Below are 15,575 nucleotides of genomic sequence, written 5' to 3' on the forward strand. Positions count from 1 at the left end.
GGAGGGAGGTCGGGTCCGCGGGCGAACCGCTGCGACCACTGCTCGACGAGGTGGGAATGGTGTCGGCCACCGTCGTCCTCGTCGGCGGCGGGCTCGGGATGCTGGTCGGCTCGTGGACCGGCGCGCCCCGGATGATAAAGTCGCTGGCGCAGGACTACTCGTCGCTCGGGCCGCGCCGCTCCATCTCGGCGCTCGTCCCGTCGTTCCTGATCGCGCAGCTGGCCGTGCTGCTCGGCGTGCCGGTCTCGTTCAACGAGATCGTCGTGAGCGCGATCATCGGGAGCGGCGCGGCCGTCGGCGGTCGGGAGGCCGTCGACGCGGAGAAGATCCTCACGACCGTGGGGGCGTGGGCCGGCTCGTTCGGCCTCTCGTTCGCGCTCGCGTACGCGGCCGCCGCGCTCGTCTTGTGATCGGCGCGCGCCGCGGCGTCGCCTACTCTTAAACTGCCCGAGGCGGCGGGACGAGGAAGACGTTGCCCGTCGCCCGCGCGACGATCTCCTCCGAGACGCTGCCCAGCAGGAGCCGCCGGATCCGGCTCCGCCCCTTCGACCCGACGAGGACCGTCGACGGAGTGACCTCGGCCTCGACGGCGAGGATCTCCTCGGCGGGGTCGCCGCGGCGGACCTCGGTCCGCGTCTCGATCCCCCAGCCCTCCAGCGTGCTCGCCCGCTCTGCCAGCCGCTCCGCGGGACCGCCGCCGGCGTCCGGCCCGTCGTCCTTCGGCGACCGGACGTGGACGAGCGTCGCCTCCTCGGTCGCGCGACGGAGGTACGAGAAGGCGTCGAACGCCCGGTCGGCGTGCTCAGAGAAGTCTGTCGCGAAGAGGACGTGCCGGAAGAGGTGTTCGCGGAGGACATCGGGGTCGTCGGCCGCCCGCTCGACGCGGTTGACCAGCAGCGGGACGACGGTGGTCCGGGCGAGGTTGCGGGCGGTCGAGCCGACGACCCGGTTCTCCAGCGGGCTCTGTCCGCGCGAACCCACGATCGTCAGGTCGGCGTGAACGGTCTCCGCGATGCCGTTGAGGCGGCGGTACGGGGTCCCGCGAACGACGTGCGTCTCGACGTCGAACCCCGCGGCCTCGATCACCTCGCGGTACCTGTCGAGCCCCCGCCGCCGGCGCTCCTCGAAGTCGACGCCGGGCATGCCGGGGTGGACGTTCGCCGAGACGACCGTGACGAGGTGGACCGTCCGGACGCCGATTCGGTCCAGGCAGCCGAGGCAGGTCTCGTTCTCGATCGTCGCCTCGCTGGCGGCCGACAGGTCGGTTGCGCACAGGGCCCTCATGTCGATCCCTTCGGCGGGCGGCGACAACACGATTTTGTTCATCGGTTGATACTTCAGCGAGCGCGAGCGCGTAGCCGGCGCTCGGGCCGACGGAGGCGCCGTATTATCTCTGTAAGTTATCGGTACTCCCGCCGAGGTTACCGGGATATAGTATTGTACATCAAGCCCAAAACCGTTATAGGCACGAAGCGGATAGTGGACACCGAGCAGAAATGTGCCAAGACCGAATTTCCGCGTTCGGAAGCCGGAGGACGAATAGATGGCTGGACTAGAGATACCCTCGTGGGACCCAGAGACGGTCCTACTCATCGGCACGATTCTCCTGGAAGCGTTCGTGTTGTACGTGGGGTACGGCGGCCTCGAACGGCTCGTCGGGCCCTATCTGATGCGGCTCTTGGTCGGGGGTGACGCCAGTGCTCGGTAACTTCCTCGGCGGCCTCGGCATCTTCGAGACGAGCCCCGAGATGTTGGCGCTGTTCGTCGGGTTCGGCCTCGTCGTCGGGGTGCTGTTCGGGTTCTTCGGCATGGGCGGGTCGTTCCTCGTCACCCCGGCCCTCCTAATGCTAGACTACCCGGCCTCCGTCGCCGTCGGGAGCGGGATGGCGTTCGTCTTCGGAACGGCCGTCATCGCGACGCTGAAACACCACGACCTCGGGCAGGTGGACTACAAGCTTGGGGTGATCATGATCACCGGGACGACCATCGGCATCGAGGCCGGGCGCGCCAGCGTCTACTACCTCGAATCGATGGGGCTCGCCGGCGGCGTCATCAGCGTCGCCTACGTTGTCCTGCTCGGCGGCGTCGGCGCGATGGTCACGCGCGACGCCCTCAAGGGCGACGACGGCGGCGTCGACCACGAGGCCACCGACAAGGACCTCGACGAGTACGAGATCCCCGAGATCGCGAAGAAGATCCAACAGACGGTCCGGATCCCGCCGATGGTGACGCTCCGCGGCGACGTCACCGTCTCCGTGTGGGTGATCACGGCCGTCGCCTTCTCGACCGGCGTCCTGTCCGGGTTCCTCGGCGTAGGCGGCGGCTTCATCCGGATGCCCGCGATGATCTACGCGATCGGCGTCCCGGTGCCCGTCGCCGTCGGGACCGACCTCTTCGAGATCGTCTTCTCCGGCGGGCTCGGGAGCTACCTCTACGGACAGGACGGCGGCGTGAGCCTCGGCATCGTCGCCCCGCTGCTGTTCGGGAGCGCGCTCGGCGCGCGCGTCGGCTCCGCCGCGACCGCCGTCGTCGACTCCGATGAGATCAAGGTGTACTTCGGCGGGATGCTCCTCGTCGGCGCCCTCGCCGTGGGCATCGGCGAAGTGGGCTCGTACATCGGCAGCTCGACGCTCGAACTGCTCGGACTGGTGCTTACCATCGGCGCGGCGGTCGTCGTCGCCTTCGCGGTCCTCTACACGACGATCAGCTCGCTCCGCGTGACGCGTCAACAGCAGACGTCTGCCGCGGACTGACCCGTTTTTCTCCAGTCCACGGTCGTGGTATTGTTAGTTTCTTTCAACACTATCGAGAGCGACCGGTCTCTCGGACCGACGGGAGCGGCGGCGACCGCCGCATCTGGTGGCGGCGACCCGGCGCGGACCGCCACATCCGAGGACGGTGACCGCGACCCTCACAGCCCTTCTTCGCCGCCCTCCTGCGTGAGGAGAACGACCATCGAGAGCCCGGAGATGAGGAGGAGGATGAGCGTCGGCACCACGGCGTACTGGTAGAGTGCGGTCGACTGCGCGCGCCAGATCTGCGTGACGATCGTGTCGAACCCCGTGGGGCGGAGCACCAGCGTGACCGGTAGCTCCTTCATCGTCGTGAGGAACACGAGCGCGGCCCCGGCGACGATCCCCGAGCGCGTGAGCGGGAACGTGACGCGCTTGAACGCGCCGGTCGGCGACTCCCCGAGCGTCCGCCCGGCCTCGACGAGCCGCGGGTCGACCTGGAGGATCGACGTGCGGGCCGAGCCGACCGCCTGGGGGAGGAAGCGGACGACGTAGGCGAACACCAGCAGGGGGAGCGTCTGGTAGAGCCACGGGACGTAGCCGGAGCCGAAGTACACCAGCGCGAGCGCCAACACGATGCCCGGCACCGCGAACCCGACGTACGTCGCGCGCTCGAAGACGACCGCGAGCGGCGAGTCGTGGTTCGCGGCGAAGTACGCGATCGGGAGGGCGGCCAGCGCGGCGACGACCGCCGCGGCCGCCGAGACGGACACCGAGTTGAGCACCTGTATCGGCTCGAACGCGAGCGAGGGGCGGCGGCCGGCCTCCGAGCGAACGAGCCACAGCCCGAGGATCCACAGCGGGACCAAGAGCGCAAACGCGGACACGCCGGCCGGGAGCAGCGTCGCCGGCCACCGCAGCCACCCGAGCGACACCCGGTCGTCGGTGCGGCCCGCGTCGTCGCCGCTCGTGTCGCGGTCCGAGCGGACGGCCCACTCCAGCGCGAGCACGAGGACCACCACGACGAGCAGCTGGAGCGACAGCAGCGCCGCGTAGTCGCGTCCGAACGCGTTGTACTCGACGTAGATCTGGCGGGTGAACACCGGGAGCCGCATGATCGACGGCGTCCCGAAGTCCGAGACCGCGTACAGCGCGGCGAGCAGCGACCCGGCGGCGATCGCCGGCCGAATAGTCGGGAGGGTCACGCGGCGGAACGCCGCGAGCCGCCCGTGGTTCAGCGTCCGGGCGGCCTCCAGCAGCGTCGTGTCGAACGACAGCAGCGCGGCCCGGGTCGTCAGGTAGACGTACGGGTAGGTGTACAGCGTGATGACGAGGATCGACCCGGAGAGGCCGCCGATCTCGGGGACGCGCTGGACGCCGAGCGGCGCGAGGACCTCGTGGAACTCGCCCTGCGGGCCGAACGCGGAGACGAACGAGAAGGCTCCCACGTAGCTCGGGACGACGAGCGGAAGGGCGGCCGCGACCGACCAGAAGCGACGGAAGGGGAGGTCGGTCCGGGCGGTGAGGTACGCGAGCGGCACGCCGATCGCGACCGAGAGGCCGGTGACGCCCGCCATCAAGAGGAGGCTGTTGACGAGGACCTCCGCGGTGCCGGCGCTGAAGAGGAGGTCCGTCGCGCGCCCGCGGTCGACGGCGATCGCCTCGATGACGAGCCACGCCAGCGGGAACACGAGCGTGGCGGCGATCGCCGCGCACAGCAGCGTGAGCCCGATCGGCAGCCTGTCGTCGCCGTCGGTCAAGCGGTCGCGGAGCCGGTTTCGCAGGGTCATTGTACGGGGCAGAGTCTCTGTCCGAGCGTGGTCGCGGCCGGCGTTAGGGGTTCCGATCGCGCGTCGAGCGCGCTCCGACGGATATATTAATTTAGGGCTGCCTAAAATATTCCATGGAACTGACGCGACGCGACGCGGCGGCCGCGCTGGCCGCGATCGGCGCGACCGGCGGCGTCGCGCTTGGTGTCCGTCGGGCGACCGGCGACGGCGGTCGGGGAGGCGCCGAGGCGGAGCCCGCGCGGGACGGCGACGGCACCCCCGGCGACGAGGCGGTCCGCGAGGCGATGACGGCGGTCGCGCGGACCGTCTACCCGGAGGCGGTCTCCGGGCTCGACGCGTTCGTCGACGGCCTCCTCGACAGCCGCCTCGACGGGTCGGCGCACGCCGAGGGGATCCGAGCCGCGGTCGCCGAGGTCGAGTCGGCCGCCCGGTCGTGGTACGGCGCGCCGGTCGCCGACCTCTCGCCCGCCGACCGCGACGATCTGCTCCGGGAGATGGGCGCGGACGTGGCCGAGGAGAACCCGGACGGAACGACCGCGGAGCGAGTCCGGTACTACGTCGTCAACGAGCTGCTGCTCGCGCTGTACGCCTCGCCGACGGGCGGGGAGCTCGTCGGCATCGAGAACCCGCAGGGGCACGCGGGCGGCGCGGAGAGCTACCGGCAGGGGCCCCGATGAGCGGCGCGGAGGACGCGAGCGGCGGACGGGACGCTCGTTACCGGCAGACCGGCGACCGGGCCCGCGGCGACGTCGACCGCACGCCCGTGCCGGACACGGACGTCTGCGTCGTCGGCGCCGGCCCCGCGGGAGCGCTCGTCGCCGACCGGCTGGCGGGCGACCGCGAGGTCGTCGTGCTCGACGCGGGCCCGCGATTCGACCCCGCCGACCGGCTCGCGAGACAGGAGCGCGCGATCCGCCCGTTCTACGACCGGCCGGACGTCTGGGACGTGGGCGGCGAGCGCGACGCCCACGAGATCGCCGGCGACCGCCCGTACCCGCTCAACCACGCCCGCGTGAAGGGCGTCGGCGGGTCGACGCTCCACTGGCAGGGGATGGTGATGCGGCTCCACGAGGACGATTTCAACTCCGGCACGGCGCGGGGCGTCGGGCCGGACTGGCCGATCGACTACGAGGACCTCCGCCCCTACTACGCCGAGGCCGAGCGCGAGCTGGGCGTCGCGGGCGCGTCGGACAACCCCTACGCGCCGCCGCGCGAGGAGCCGCACCCGATGCCGGCGTTCGAGCCCTCCTACAGCGACTCGCTGTTCGCCGAGGCCTGCGAGTCGCTCGGGATCGCCATGCACTCCGTGCCGAACGCGCGCAACTCCGAGCCGTACGACGACCGGTCCCCCTGCGTCGGCTACGGCACCTGCCAGCCGGTGTGTCCGAGCGGCGCGAAGTACGACGCGACGGTCCACGTCGAGCGCGCCGAGGAGCGGGGCGCGACCGTCATCGACCGGGCGTCCGTGCGGTCGCTGGAGCACGACGGCGACGACAGGGTGACCGCGGCGGTGTACGCGACCCCTGACGGGGCTGAACACAGGCAGACGGCCGACGCCTTCGTCGTCGCCGCGGGCGGCGTGGAGACGCCGCGGCTCCTGCTCCTCTCCGCCTCGGACCGATACCCCGACGGGCTCGCGAACGGGAGCGGTCACGTCGGCGAGTTCTTCATGGACCACCTGTTCGCGGGGGCGGGCGGCACCCTCGACGAGCCGACCAGACAGAACCACGTCGGCTTCTACACCAGCGCCTGCGACCAGTTCTACGACGAGGCCGACGAGGCGCAGGCCCCGTTCAAGCTGGAGTTCTTCAACTACGCCGGCCCCTCGCCGGTCGAGACGGCCCTGTCGGGCGACGACTGGGGCGACCCGCTGCTCGACCAGCTCCGTGAGGGGTACGGGAATCACGTCGCCATGGGCGGGCTCGTCGAGCAGGCCCCGCGGGCCGACAGCCGGATCGCCCTCGCCGACGACCGCACCGACGATCACGGGGACCCGGCGCCGCGGGTCGAGTGGAGCGTGGGCGAGCGCGCGCTCGACACGATCGAGCGGGCGAACAAGATCCAGGTCGCGATCTTGGAGGAGCTCGGCGCCGACGTGGAGTGGGTCGCCGGGCCGGACGCAACTGGGCCCGCCTACCACCACATGGGCACGACGCGGATGAGCGACGACCCCGACCGGGGGGTCGTCGACGCCGACTGCCGGACCCACGACCTCGACAACTGCTGGATCGCCTCCAGCTCCGTCTTCCCGACGAGCGGCGCGATGAACCCCACCCTCACCATCGCCGCGCTCGCGCTCCGCGTCGCAGACGACGTGGAAGCCCGCCTCTCGGCGCAGACCTGACTGCCGTCGAACATTATTTTAGGTAAACCTAAAAACTCAAGTAGGTGCGAGCGGAGATCCGGGTAATGAGCGACTCAGCACACGCGACGAACGGATCTGCGAGCGCCGTCGACGTGACGGAGACCGTCGGGGAAGAGGGCGAAGGCTCGGCGGACGAGGAGATCGAGAGCGCGGCGGACGAGAAAGGCGAGAGCGTGGCGAACGGGGGGGACGGCGGGGCATACACCTTCGACGACCTCAGCGTCGTGATGGGGACGTACAACGAGGCGGAGGCGATCGGGACGGTCCTCGATGACATCGACGAGGTCACGGACGGGAGGGCGGAGGTCGTCTGCGTCGACGGATCCGACGACCGCACTCCGGAGATCGCCCGCGAGCACGGCGCTCGGGTCATCGAACAGGAGCCGCAGGGGTACGGCGTCGCCGTCCGCGAGGCGATCCTGACCCCCGACCGACCGGTGGTCGTCACGACCGACTGCGACGACACCTACCCGATGGAGGCGCTGCCGGAGTTCCTCGCCGAGGTCAACGACGGCGCGGACGTGGTAAGCGGCGACCGGCTCTACCACGGCGCGGAGGCGATGCCGGCGTTCAACCGCTTCGGGAACCACGCGTTCGCCGCGGTCGCGAGCCTCCTCATGGGCGAGCGCGTCCACGACACCACCACGGGCATGCGCGCGTACCGACGCGAGGTCGTCGAGGAGATCGGCTGGACGGAGAACACCGGCCTCTCCGCCGAACTCCTGATCCGCCCGCTGATGCGGGGCTACGACGTGCGCGAGCGCCCGATTCGCTACGCCGAGCGCCTCGGCGACACGAAGCTGGACCCGATCGGCGGCGGCGCCGCCATCGCGAAGTCGATCGTCACCGTCTGTCTCGAAGAGCAGCTGCGGCGGTTCTAGGGGCGCTTCGCCCCCGACGCGACGCCGTACGGCGGTCCGGACGGACGCTGTGGGCACAGTGGACCGCCGCCGGCGGCGTTTTTATACTCGTGAGCGGCCGCGCCGATTATTTATAAATGAACGTGGAGATGCGGTCGGCGCGCGCCTGCGAGCGGCCGCCATCGGCGGCCGCGAGGCAGCACGCGCGAGGGAGTCGCTGGCGGCCGGAGCGGAGCGAAGGCCGCCAGCGACGAGGTTGGGGAGGTGCGAGGTGCTGTGCGGTCGCAGTCGGGTGGGACTCAAAGGGGCAGTCGCGAGGACGCCGGAGGCGACTTAAGCACCGCAGCGAAGGAACGGAGTGACTGAGCGAGGAGCGCAACGAGCGTCCGGCGTCCTCGCGACTGGGGCTTTGGAGGTGTTCCCCGCCGATCCGCAGTCGATTACTTATAAGCGAGCGACTGGGGCTTTGGAGGTGTTCCCCGCCGATCCGCAGTCGATTACTTATAAACGAGCGACTGGGGCTTTGGAGGTGTTCGCCATCTATCTACTGGCGGCTATTTATACGCGAACGGTTGAGGCGTTGGAGGTGTCAGCCGCCGATCCACAGTCGGCTATTTATAAACAATCAGCCAATTAGTCGCTCGCTTCGGCGTCCGTCTCGAAGACGACCCACTCGGGGTGGGTCCCCGGCTCGTCGGGGAGGTACGTCCCCTCGTTGCCGCACTCCGTGACGAGCCGGCAGGTCGAGCGCTCGGGCGGCCAGACGGCCTCGACGCGCTCGGCGCCCGCTCCGTCTCCCTCGGTCACCCGGACCGTCACCTCCTGCCGGTAGGTGTACGTCGCGCCCGCGGGGTCGACGAGCGTCACGGTGACGGCGAGCACGTCGCCGTCGGGGTCGAAGGGGACCGGCGCGCTCTCGGTCTCGCGGGTCCCGTCGCCCGCAGCCGCCGCACCGGGCAACCGGGCGCCGTCCGGCGTCACCGCCCAGTCGACCGCGAGCGAGTCGCCGGGGTCCGACACGGTGTAGGAGGCGCGGTCCGGGCCGCCCGGGGCGCCCCGTCGCGGGTCCACGCGCACCCGAGCGCGAGCGACGCGGTCCGGGACCCCGACGGTCGTCTCGGCGTCGATCCGGTCGCCCGACCGCCGGTCGAGCGGCTCCAGCTTCGGGACGACGCCCGCGTCCGGGTTCGCGCCCCAGACCCCGTGGTAGCCGTACCGGTACGGGGTGCGGTTCGGATACGCGTCCAGCACCGCGAAGTCCTCCTCCGGGTCGCGGTCGAGCGCGTACACGACCTCGCCGTCGAGCCCCGGCCCGTTCCGCAGGTACTGGAACGGGTGGTTCTGCCACTCGCCGTACGGCGTGGGGACGAACACCAGCGCGTCCTCGAACGTCGCCTCGTCGATCGGGGCGTACGCCATCTCGTGTTTTTCATCGACCGCGGCGTTCCGCTCGATCGGGTCCGCGGCCGCGTCGACGGCGGCGACGCCCGCGACGGCGACCGCGCTCGCGACGACGACGGCGAGCGCGACGCGGGCGACGAGGGGGGAGACGCCGCGACGCTCGGCCCGGTCGCGAGCCGCAGCGAGCGCGCGCCACCCGACCGCGACGCCCAGCCCGCCGAACACCGAAAGCGGGACGAGCAGGTCGAAGTGGTAGAACGGGCCGAACAGCGACGCGAGCCCGTCGGTCGGGTCCGAGAGGTCCGCGAGCGCGTTGTGGGTCCCCCAGAAGTACAGGTTCCCGACGACGACCGAGCCCGCGACGCCGACGAGCAGCGCCGCCGCGGTCCGGCGGAAGGCCGGGGAGTCGGACGGGCCCGGCGCTCCCGACGCCCCCTCGGTCTCGCCGCCGGCGGCGACCCGCGCGGCGCTGACGGTCCCTTCGCCGACGAGCCCGCGCACGTCTCCGTACGCGCGCCAGCCCCGGACCGCCGCGACGACGCCGACGAGCGCCAGCGCGGTGCCGAGCGGCCCGGCGACGAACCACCGCGTCGCGATCTCGGCGAGCGCGTACCCGTTCGACTCCAGCGCCAGTCCGAGCGTGTAGTCGACCGAGTGGCCGAGGATACGGCGCTCGCCGAAGCCCGGACCGTCCATCGGCGCGAAGGCCTGGTAGGGGAACGTGAGCGGCGACCCCGTTATCCGGGCGTTGTACGCGAGCGTGACCCCGGCGAACAGGGTGCCGAACAGCGCCGTCAGCCCCTGACGGCGGACCGGACCGGGGAGGCCGCGGGCCCCGCCGACCGCGAGCGCGCGGCGGCCGAGGGCCGCGAGCGCGCGCGGCGTCGACCGCCCCGTCTCGGCGCCGAAGCGACGGACCGCAGACCCCACCCGCCACAGCGCGTGACAGATGAACGGCGCGGCGAACAGCACCGCGGTGTACGGCCGCGCGAAGAAGGCGACCCCGATCGCGACGCCCGCGACGCCGGCGGCCGGGAGCGACCGGTCGCGGACGCCGCGGAGGTACGCGACCGCGAAGACCAGGTTGAAGAGCGTCGTGGGGGCGTACGGGAGGAACGCCGACGAGGTCGCGATCGCCATCGGCGACGCGGCGAACAGGACGCTGGCTGCGAGCCCCGCCCGGCGACCGAACGTCTGCGAGCCGAGCAGGTACACGAGGGCGGCGTTGCCCGCGGCGATAGCGGCGAGCGTGACGCGCGGCTCGTCGAAGAGCCACATCGAGACCGCGAACGTCGCCGCCGGGACGGGGTTGTACTTCGGGTAGAGCCGCCCGCCGTCCTCGACGAAGAACCACGGGTGGACGGCGTCGGCGAGCGGGCCGGCGTGGAACTCCAGCTGGCCGCCCAGCAGCAGCGCGGCCTGCGTGAGGTAGACGCCCTCGTCGTGGTTCGCGGAGTGGTGCGAGAAGACGGTGGCGGCGATCGCGAACGTCAGGGCGCCGGCCGCGACGGAGACGAACGCGGCGCCGACGGTCACGCGGTCGGCGCGAGCGAGCCGCTCGCGGAGACGGGCAGCGAGCCGGCGGGGGCGGAGTGACGACGGGAGAACTGACACGATCAGGCGAGTGTGGACGCGGAGCGGCGGGGCGGCGTCAGATCTGGACGCCGGCCTCGCGCATGAGGTCGATGGTCGGTTCGAGGTCCGACAGCTCGGCGAGGTCGATGTCCGGGACGTCGAGCTCGTCGATCGTCGGGAGGTCGCCGATCGGCTCGACGTCGGGGATCAGCGGGTACTCGAAGGTGGAGCGCGCGAAGTAGTCCTGCGCCTCCGCCGACAGCAGGTGGCGGACGAAGTTCGCGGCGAGGTCGGCGTCCGCGGCGGTGTCGACGACCGCGGCGCCCGCGACGTTGAACACCGCGCCCGCGTCGCCCTGCGTGAACGAGGTGGCGATCTGGGCCTCCGGGTTCCCGTCGAGCACGCGTTGGATGTAGTAGTGGTTCGTGAACGCGGCGTCGATCTCGCCGTCGGCGATCTCCTGACAGGTGCGGAACTCGTCGGGGTACGTCGCGGCGCCGCGCTCGACCATCGCTTCGAGCCACTCGCGGGTGGCCTCCTCGCCCTCCAGCAGCCGCATCGCGGTGACGAACGCCTGCGCGGAGCCGTACGACGGCGCCCAGCCGAGGTCGCCCTCGAACTCGTCGGGGTACGCCATGATGTCGTCCGGGAGCCCGTCTTCGGAGACCGACTCGGTGTTGTACGGGACCGTCCGGGCGCGCCCGGACGTGCCGACCCACTGCTCGGTGTGGAACTCCCCGCGGACCTTCCCGGTCACGTCGTCGGGGAGCGCCTGCGTGCGTCCCGCGTCGGCGAGCGCGCCGAGCGAGCCAGCGTTCACCGAGTAGAACACGTCGGCCGGCGACCCCTCACCCTCGTTGATGATCGCGTTCACGTGGTCGGTCGAGCTGTTGTACCGAACGGTCAGGTCGAGGTCGTCGTACAGGTCGTCGATGTAGCCGACGAGGTCGCCGACGAGGAACTCGCCGCGGCCGGAGTAGACGGTGAGTTCGCCCTCCAGCGCCGGCATCTCCGCCATCGGCGTCCCGCCGGGGGCGTCGCGCCCGGCGCGACCGGAACCGATCTGCCCGATCGCCGGTCCGCCGTCGCCGCCGTCGGAGCCGTCTTGATCGTCGCTCCCCGTACAGCCGGCGACCCCCGCGACGCCGACCGCGCCGGCCGCCGCGAGGAACTTCCGCCGTCGAACGTCGCGCCCGTCTCGTGCGTCGGATTCGTGGGTCGTCATGTGTTTTAGGCTTGCCTAAATGGTTTTAGTCGTGTCGGTTCAGTCGTCCGCGGGCGCCGGCGTCCGCCGGATCGCGTCGAGGCAGTCGAGCCAGTCGCGCATGTACTCGCCGCAGTGGTTGAGGAACGCGCCGTTGTTCCACTCGTCGAAGTCGCCCTCCGCGAGCGCGTCGGCCATGGCGTCGAAGACGGCCGCGTACGAGTCGGCGTCGGCGCCCGCCTCGTCGACGACCTCCCAGACGTGCTCGTTCAGTTCCAGCCCGGCCACCTCGTTCGCGAGGTCGTCGAACGTCGAGCGCGGGGCCTTGTTGTGTTCACAGAGCGGGTCGCCGTTGTAGATCCGCTTGCCCAGCACGTCGCAGGCGCGCTTTAAGAACAGGCCCGACCAGATGTCGTCGAAGCGGCCGACGTCCCACTCGTTGTCGTCCATCGGCAGCTGGTAGAACGCCGGGATCACCTCGCGGCGGAACGCGAGGTTCATCGAGCAGACGGTGAGGTAGTTGCCGCGCGCGGCGACGAAGTCCTCGCCGAAGTCGCCGGCGCTCGTGCGGGTCTGCGCCTGTCCCTCCAAGTCGCCGTCCATCAGGATACGGACCGCGTCGAGGTCGGGGACGTTCGTCCACAGCCCCTGCGAGGCGACGACCTCGCCGGACTCGACCGCGACCGAGTCCGTCTCGACTGTCTCGTCCATCGCGGAGTACGGGTAGCCGCGGGGGTAGAGCCCGTGTTCGTCGGCGTCGTCGTAGAGGACGTTCACCCAGTCCTCGTCGGAGCGCACGCGCTCGATCTCCCCGCCGAACGCGAGGTTCTCCATGTGGCGGCCGAAGTAGTCGACGTCGTCGTGGGGGAGCGTGTCGTCGTCGATGAACACGCCGTAGTCGAACGACTCGTCGGCCCACATATACAGCAGGCCGAAGCTCGTCTCGGCGTGGCTCGCGGCCGGGACGACGTGGCCGTACTCCGCGACCCCGTTGGCCTCGTACCACTCCTCGCGGCGGGTCCCGTCGAACACCTCGCCGGAGACGCCGAGGTCGTCGAGCATGGCGCGCATCTCCTCGGTCTCACAGAAGTCCTCGGTGACGAGGACAAAGTGAAGCCGCGAGGCGTCGAACCCGTGCTCGCGGGCGTTGGCGACGTACGCGCGGAGGCACTCGTACTCTCTGATCGTCGGAACGATGACGCAGATATCCGAGCCGTCGCCGCTCGGGGCGGTAGCCGTCATACGCGTTAGTTTTTAGGCTGACCTAAAAGTTTAGCGGTCCGTCGTCGGCTGCGTCGCGGTCGCGTCGGGTTCCCGCTCCGACTCGTCGGGAGCGCGCGTCGGCGACAGGTCGAACGCGGCCGCGGCGGCGCCGCCGCCCGCGAGCGTGACGGCGTTTTTCAGCGCGTGGTCGAGGGCCGCGGCGGCGAGCGCGACCTCGGCGGAGATCGGCGTCGCGGCGACGACGATCCCGGTGAACGCCGCCTCGTACAGCCCGATCCCGCCCTGCGAGAGCGGCAGCACCTTCGCGAGGTTCCCGGCCGAGACGGCAAGCGTCCCGACGACGGCGAGCGCGACCGGATCGACGGCCCCGCCGAACCCGCCCACGAGCGCCGCGAGGACGAAAACAGCGGTCGCGACGTCGAGCGCCCACACGACGCCGCTCGCGAGCGACACCCGAACGAGCGCGCCCGCGTCCGCGGCGACGACGCGGACGGCGGCGCCGAACCGGACCGCCGCGTCGACGGCTCGGGCGAGCCGGGATCCCGCAGCGCGATCGCGGAGGGCCGGACCGAACTGCCGGTCGCTCCGAGCGACGACGACGGTGAGCGCCGAGAGCAGCGCGGCCGCGATCGCAGTGCCCCCGGCGACGACGAGCACCCGACCGGAGCCGTCGGGCGCGACGACCCGCCCCCCGGCGAGGCGGACGGCGAGCGCGGCGCCGCCGAGCGCGCCGAGCGCGATCAGGTCGAAGGCGCGCTCGACCGCCAGCGATGCGACGCCGGTAGCGTAGGGGACCTCACGGCGGTCGTTCAGCAGGTACGCGCGCACCCCGTCGCCGGCCCGGGCGGGGACGATCAGGTTCGCGGTCTGGCTCGCGAACACGGTCGCCGTGAGGAACGCCGTGCGACACCGGTGTCCCATCGGCCCGAGCACGTCGCCGTACCGCCGGCCGCGGACGGGCCACGACGACAGGTACGCGACGAGCGCGGCGGCGACATAGACCGGGTCCGCGGTCGCGACCGCGTCGACGACGGCGGCGAGGTCGAGGGTCCGCGTCAACACCGCGCCGCCGATCGCGAGGACGAGGACGGTTCCCGCGACCGCGAGCGACCCCCGAGGGACGCGCGCTCGGAGCCGGGAGAGGCGCTCGCGGAGTCGAGCGGCGGCGGTTCGCGGTCTCATACGATTATTTAGGTCGCCCTAAAGAACATAACGCTGGCGGTTCGCGGAGGCGAACCGGCGGGGCGGGCCGGACCCGGCGCGACGCAACACGTTTGTTCGCGGGAATCGAACAACTACGCATGAGCGCGAACGAGGCAGACGCCGGCGCTGCGACCGAGGACGTGCGGATGTGGCTCGTCGAGCGCACGTACTCCGACGACGAGCAGAACATGGTGATCCTCACGTACGCGACGCCGGACGGCGAGCGCTACTTCCGCAAGGAGCGCGCGCTCACCTCTTTCACGGACGTGCGCGACACCACGGCCGCCGTCGACGCGGCGCCGTCGAACGTCGGAGCCGTCGACGACCCCGACGACCGCGAGCGCTACGCCGCCGAGGCGACGCGGATGGCCCGCGTCCACGACCCCGACGACGTCATCTGAGCCGCACCGCGGACGGGCCGCGAGCGACCGGGCCGCACAGCCTTTTCACCGCCTGGGCCCAACACCCGGCCGATGCGCGCCACTCTCGAAACGCTCGGCGTCGCCCTCCTCATCGGCGCCGCGCAGGCCCTCCTCGGCGTTGTCGGCCTCGCCGGACTGTTCGCGCTGTCGACCCCCGTCGCCGTCGCTCCCTGGACGCTCGTCACGAGCGTGTACGCGCACGGCTCCGTCGGCCACCTGCTGGCGAACGCCCTCGCGCTGCTGCTCGTCGGGCCCCTAGTCGAGCGCCGGACGACCCGCGCCCGCTTCCACGCGTTCGTGGTCACGACGGGCGCGCTCGCGGGCCTCGCGCAGGTGACCCTCGGGAGCCTACTCGGCCCGCCGGTCGCCGTGTTGGGGATCAGCGGCGCGGTGTTCGCGCTCGGCGGCTACCTCCTCGCGGGAAACGTCGTGAGCGAGACGCTGTTCGACCGCCTGCGCCTCTCGCCGCGAGTCCAACTGGTCCTGTTCGGGCTCGTCGCCGTCGTCCTCACCGCGACGACGGCCGCGCCGGGCGTCGCGCTGATCGCGCACGCGACCGGGGCGTTCTGCGGGCTCGTCGCCGGACGCGTCGGCCTGCTCGACGCGCGGTGACCGGAACCGGACCGGACGGTGGGCGCGGGCCGCGATCGACGGCGCCGGGGCTAGGCGGTGTGAAAAACGAAAGGGGTGAAAGAGAAACGCCCTAGCGCTCAGTCTTCGAGAACGATCTCGATGCTGACGTCGTTCGGCACTTGGACGCGCATGAGCTGGCGGAGCGCGCGTTCGTCGGCGTCGATGT

At 71.4% G+C, this 15,575-nt stretch carries 14 protein-coding genes and 1 pseudogene; 8 read left to right on the plus strand and 7 right to left on the minus strand.

The window, feature by feature from the left end:
- Nucleotides 1–410, plus strand: a 410-nt coding sequence (locus B9G38_RS09835; protein ID WP_198945672.1) for an inorganic phosphate transporter, incomplete at its 5' end; no start/stop codon positions are given.
- A 28-nt stretch (nt 411–438) separates the two neighbouring features.
- Here the strand turns inward: B9G38_RS09835 and B9G38_RS09840 are convergent.
- Nucleotides 439–1,284, minus strand: a complete 846-nt coding sequence (locus B9G38_RS09840) for a universal stress protein (RefSeq protein WP_086220265.1) — start codon at nt 1,282–1,284, stop codon at nt 439–441.
- Nucleotides 1,285–1,543: 259 nt separating this feature from the next.
- Here B9G38_RS09840 and B9G38_RS18250 point away from each other — a divergent pair, with 259 nt between their 5' ends.
- A complete protein-coding gene (locus B9G38_RS18250; protein WP_167373091.1) occupies nt 1,544–1,708 on the plus strand; it encodes a hypothetical protein in 165 nt (54 codons plus the stop codon).
- Nucleotides 1,698–2,753: a sulfite exporter TauE/SafE family protein gene (locus tag B9G38_RS09845; RefSeq protein ID WP_394334919.1), complete on the plus strand. Its 1,056-nt coding sequence runs from the start codon at nt 1,698–1,700 to the stop codon at nt 2,751–2,753. Before B9G38_RS18250 ends, B9G38_RS09845 begins: the two co-directional genes overlap by 11 nt.
- Nucleotides 2,754–2,911: 158 nt before the next feature.
- Here the strand turns inward: B9G38_RS09845 and B9G38_RS09850 are convergent, their stop codons facing one another.
- Nucleotides 2,912–4,522 carry an iron ABC transporter permease gene (locus tag B9G38_RS09850; protein WP_049932282.1) on the minus strand — a complete coding sequence of 537 codons (1,611 nt, stop codon included), beginning with the start codon at nt 4,520–4,522 and terminating at the stop codon, nt 2,912–2,914.
- 113 nt (nt 4,523–4,635) lie between these two features.
- Here B9G38_RS09850 and B9G38_RS09855 point away from each other — a divergent pair, with 113 nt between their 5' ends.
- From B9G38_RS09855 to B9G38_RS09865, 3 genes are all read left to right on the plus strand, one after another.
- Entirely contained in the window at nt 4,636–5,199 is a 564-nt protein-coding gene (locus B9G38_RS09855; protein WP_086220257.1) for a gluconate 2-dehydrogenase subunit 3 family protein, read from the plus strand.
- Nucleotides 5,196–6,866 (plus strand): GMC family oxidoreductase, encoded by a 1,671-nt coding sequence (locus tag B9G38_RS09860; RefSeq protein ID WP_086220258.1) that lies wholly within the window; start codon nt 5,196–5,198, stop codon nt 6,864–6,866. Before B9G38_RS09855 ends, B9G38_RS09860 begins: the two co-directional genes overlap by 4 nt.
- Before the next feature lie 248 nt (nt 6,867–7,114).
- Nucleotides 7,115–7,768, plus strand: coding sequence for a dolichyl-phosphate hexose transferase (locus B9G38_RS09865; RefSeq protein ID WP_233127184.1), 654 nt, complete (start codon nt 7,115–7,117; stop codon nt 7,766–7,768).
- 612 nt (nt 7,769–8,380) lie between these two features.
- On the opposite strand, the gene B9G38_RS09875 is transcribed toward B9G38_RS09865, so the two are convergent.
- From B9G38_RS09875 to B9G38_RS09890, 4 genes are read right to left on the minus strand one after another with little or no spacing between them, the layout of a single operon-like run.
- Nucleotides 8,381–10,762, minus strand: a complete 2,382-nt coding sequence (locus tag B9G38_RS09875; RefSeq protein WP_086220260.1) for a glycosyltransferase family 39 protein — start codon at nt 10,760–10,762, stop codon at nt 8,381–8,383.
- Between the two features lie 37 nt (nt 10,763–10,799).
- Nucleotides 10,800–11,948, minus strand: coding sequence for an extracellular solute-binding protein (locus B9G38_RS09880; protein WP_086220261.1), 1,149 nt, complete (start codon nt 11,946–11,948; stop codon nt 10,800–10,802).
- 39 nt (nt 11,949–11,987) lie between these two features.
- Nucleotides 11,988–13,169 (minus strand): alpha-1 4-glucan-protein synthase, encoded by a 1,182-nt coding sequence (locus B9G38_RS09885; protein WP_086220262.1) that lies wholly within the window; start codon nt 13,167–13,169, stop codon nt 11,988–11,990.
- A gap of 30 nt (nt 13,170–13,199) precedes the next feature.
- On the minus strand, nt 13,200–14,333 hold the full coding sequence (locus B9G38_RS09890) for a lysylphosphatidylglycerol synthase transmembrane domain-containing protein (protein WP_086220263.1): 1,134 nt from the start codon (nt 14,331–14,333) through the stop codon (nt 13,200–13,202).
- Nucleotides 14,334–14,452: 119 nt separating this feature from the next.
- On the opposite strand from B9G38_RS09890, the gene B9G38_RS09895 reads away from it, so the two are divergent.
- Both B9G38_RS09895 and B9G38_RS09900 read left to right on the plus strand, forming a co-directional pair.
- Entirely contained in the window at nt 14,453–14,755 is a 303-nt protein-coding gene (locus tag B9G38_RS09895) for a hypothetical protein (RefSeq protein WP_049932269.1), read from the plus strand.
- Nucleotides 14,756–14,827: 72 nt separating this feature from the next.
- A complete protein-coding gene (locus tag B9G38_RS09900; RefSeq protein WP_086220264.1) occupies nt 14,828–15,388 on the plus strand; it encodes a rhomboid family intramembrane serine protease in 561 nt (186 codons plus the stop codon).
- Between the two features lie 98 nt (nt 15,389–15,486).
- On the opposite strand, the pseudogene rps10p reads toward B9G38_RS09900, so the two are convergent.
- Nucleotides 15,487–15,575, minus strand: a pseudogene (gene rps10p, locus B9G38_RS09905) (30S ribosomal protein S10); the annotation flags it as partial.

The sequence above is a fragment of the Halorubrum sp. SD612 genome, assembly GCF_002135005.1.